We start from the raw sequence: 3214 nt of genomic DNA on the forward strand, positions 1-3214 counted from the left end.
CTTTCATACCAGGCAAATCTTTAGTGCAATTCAAAGCTATATCTCTTGAAAAAGAAGTGGCTATCATTACTGGAAAAACATCTCTCCTAGTAGAAAAAAGATCTAAAGAACTTGGAATCAAAGAGATTCATCAAGGAATTAAAGATAAGGTTGGAGTTCTAAATAATATTTTAGAAAAATATAATATTGATTATTCCAATGTTGCATATATGGGTGATGATCTTATTGATCTAGCCGTAATGAAAAAGTGTAAATTAACAGGTTGCCCAAAAGATTCAGTTGATGAAATTTTAAATATTTCTAATTTTATTTCTACTAAAAATGGTGGAGATGGTGCTGTTAGAGAATTTATTGAATATATTTTAAAATCTGAAAATCTCTGGGAACAAATTATTAATAATTTTTCGCCTACAAATCAATAATCAATTATTTTAGAGCTCTTTTTTAGAGTTCTTTTTTTCTTTGTAAAAAATTCCACTTAAATAAGATGTCACTGGAACTGCAACTAAAATCCCTATACTCCCTGCAAAAGCTCTTAAAATATCAGAAGCAACAGATTCAAAATTTAAAATTCTTATTAATGGAAATTGATTTTTTTGTAAATATATAAACAATATTGAAAGCAATCCACTTCCAATATAAGCTAAAATAAGAGTATTTACCATTGTTCCTATTATATCTCCACCTATCCTCATCCCAGCATTAAAAAGCTCTTTCTTAGTTATGTCCTCATTACTCATTTTCAATTCTGTTAAAGCTGATGATATTGACATAGAAACATCCATTACTGCTCCCATACTTCCCAGTATTACTCCTGCCGACACAAGTTCTTTAATCTTTATTCCTTTAAGTAAAGAGATATAATTTAAAGATTCAACAGTACTAAACCCTGTAAAAGACATTTTATATGAAAAATACATTGATATTCCACCTGCAAAAACCACTCCTGCAACTGCCCCTAAAATAGCCACTATTCCTTTTTTTGAAAACCCAGTCATTATAAAAATAGTTGTTCCAGAAGAAAGTAAAGCACAAAATGTTGATACCCCTATTGGAGAGTATCCCTTTGCAATTCCTGGCAAAAATATATAATATATAATACCTATAACCACTGATAAAGATATAATTGCTCTCACTCCTTTCAGCTTAGCTATTAGTATTGTTAAAAACACAAACAATCCCACTAGTATTATTTGCGGTCCTCTTTTATCAGCATCAGTTATGTAATACTTAACACCATCCAAATCGTAATTATCTTTATATAAAACAATTTCTTCTCCATCTCTCAATTGAATATTATAAGCACTCTCCTTATAAATTGGAAACTCCACTGTAATTATTTTATTTTTGTCACTTCCTTGTAATATTTCAACTTGATAATTTCTTATTTCTTTAACTTCTTCTTCAGAATCATCAATATTTTTATTTATACTTTCTAATTTTATTATTTTTCCTTTTAAATATTCCTCAGAATTATTATTTTCTCCAAAAGATATTGAAAATATCATTATAAATAATACTACCAATTTTTTCAACATAACCCCCCACTTTTTTATTTTATAAAAAAAGACGAGGATAATTTCCTCGTCTAATTAATTACTTTCTTATTCCTAACTTAGCAATAAGAGCTCTATATCCTTCGATATCTTTTGAAGTTAAGTAGCTTAAAAGTCTCTTTCTTTTTCCAACCATTTTAAGTAATCCTAATCTTGAGTGGAAATCCTTCTTGTGAGTTCTTAAGTGATCTGTTAAGTGATTAATTTTAGCAGTTAAGATTGCGATTTGAACCTCAGTTGATCCTGTATCTTTTCCATCTTTTCCGTATGCTGCAACTATTTCTTCTTTGTTTATAGCCATTGTTATGCCTCCTAATAATTAAAATATCCTAGCCAAGGTTTACGGGGCTTAATCGTAAATCCTAGCAAAGATTCTCTATTATTCTAACATAATTAGTTAGAATAGTAAAGTTTTTTTAGTTTTTGTCTTCTTCTTCTTTAGTTTCTTTTTCAATTTCTTTTATTTCTTCATCTGCTATTATTTGAGGTGCTTCACTTACAAGCTCAACAGCAACTTCCTCTTTTTCTTTTTTGCTTTCAGCTTCTGCTAATTTAGCATTTTCTTGAGCTTTTAATCTTTCAGGAACTTCACCTTTTAACATTTGATCTAACTCATCACCTGTTATTGTTTCAAGCTCTAACAGCGTTTGAGTTATTGTTTCTAACGTTTCTCTATTTGTTGTTAAAATCTCTTTTGCTTTATCATAAGCAGTTGTTACCATCAATCTTATTTCATCATCTATCTCTTTAGCAGTTGTTTCTCCATAAAGCTTTTGTTGGAACATATCTCCTTCACGAGTGCTATCAAGTAAGATCGGTCCAAATTTACTACTCATACCATATTTAGTTACCATAGCATGAGCTATTGCTGTAGCTCTTTCTATATCATTACTAGCTCCCGTTGTTATATCTCCAAATACCACTTCTTCTGAAGCTCTTCCACCTAATAATGTTATTAATTCCGATAAAAACTCATTTTTAGATTTTAAATATCTATCTTCTGTTGGTAAAGTCATTGTATATCCAAGAGCTGCCATTCCTCTAGGTATAATTGTTACTTTATGTACAGGCTCTGTATGAGGGGATAATCTTTGCGTCATAGCATGTCCTACTTCATGGTAAGCAACTATTACTCTTTCTTTTTGAACAGCCATTCTCGACTTTCTCTCAGGTCCTATTGTTACTTTCTCAGAAGCTTCTTCTAAGTCAGCCATAGAAATACAATGTCTTCCTTCTCTTGCAGCAAGTATTGCAGCCTCGTTAAGCAAGTTAGCTATGTCTGCTCCAACAAATCCCGGAGTTTTTCTTGCAACTATATTAAAGTCAACATCATCTGCAAACTTTTTATTTCTTGCATGTACTTTTAATATCTCTTCTCTTCCATGAATATCTGGTCTATCAACAACAACTTGTCTATCAAATCTTCCTGGTCTCATTAGAGCTTTATCTAAAATTTCTGGTCTATTTGTTGCTGCTAAAACAATAATTGTTTCTTCACTTCCAAAACCATCCATTTCTACTAGAAGTTGATTTAGAGTTTGCTCTCTCTCATCATTTCCTCCACCTTGTCCACTTCCTCTTTTTCTACCAACTGCATCAATCTCATCTATAAATATTATACATGGTGAGTTTTTTCTTGCTTTAGTAAATAAATCTCT

General features: G+C 30.8%; 4 protein-coding genes. 1 reads left to right on the forward strand and 3 read right to left on the reverse strand.

Going from position 1 to position 3214, the window contains the following annotated elements:
• A partial coding sequence (locus Q0V09_RS09620) for an HAD family hydrolase (RefSeq protein WP_297488968.1) occupies positions 1 to 422 on the forward strand: 422 nt, incomplete at its 5' end.
• Between the two features lie 9 nt (positions 423 to 431).
• On the opposite strand, the gene Q0V09_RS09625 is transcribed toward Q0V09_RS09620, so the two are convergent.
• From Q0V09_RS09625 to Q0V09_RS09635, 3 genes are all read right to left on the reverse strand, one after another.
• On the reverse strand, positions 432 to 1538 hold the full coding sequence (locus Q0V09_RS09625; RefSeq protein WP_297405045.1) for a YibE/F family protein: 1107 nt from the start codon (positions 1536 to 1538) through the stop codon (positions 432 to 434).
• 58 nt (positions 1539 to 1596) lie between these two features.
• Positions 1597 to 1857, reverse strand: coding sequence for a 30S ribosomal protein S15 (gene rpsO, locus Q0V09_RS09630; RefSeq protein WP_297405043.1), 261 nt, complete (start codon positions 1855 to 1857; stop codon positions 1597 to 1599).
• 115 nt (positions 1858 to 1972) lie between these two features.
• Positions 1973 to 3214 (reverse strand): AAA family ATPase (locus Q0V09_RS09635; protein WP_297488971.1); only part of this gene is annotated, 1242 nt, incomplete at its 5' end.

Source organism: uncultured Cetobacterium sp., assembly GCF_947039425.1.
GTDB lineage: Bacteria > Fusobacteriota > Fusobacteriia > Fusobacteriales > Fusobacteriaceae > Cetobacterium_A.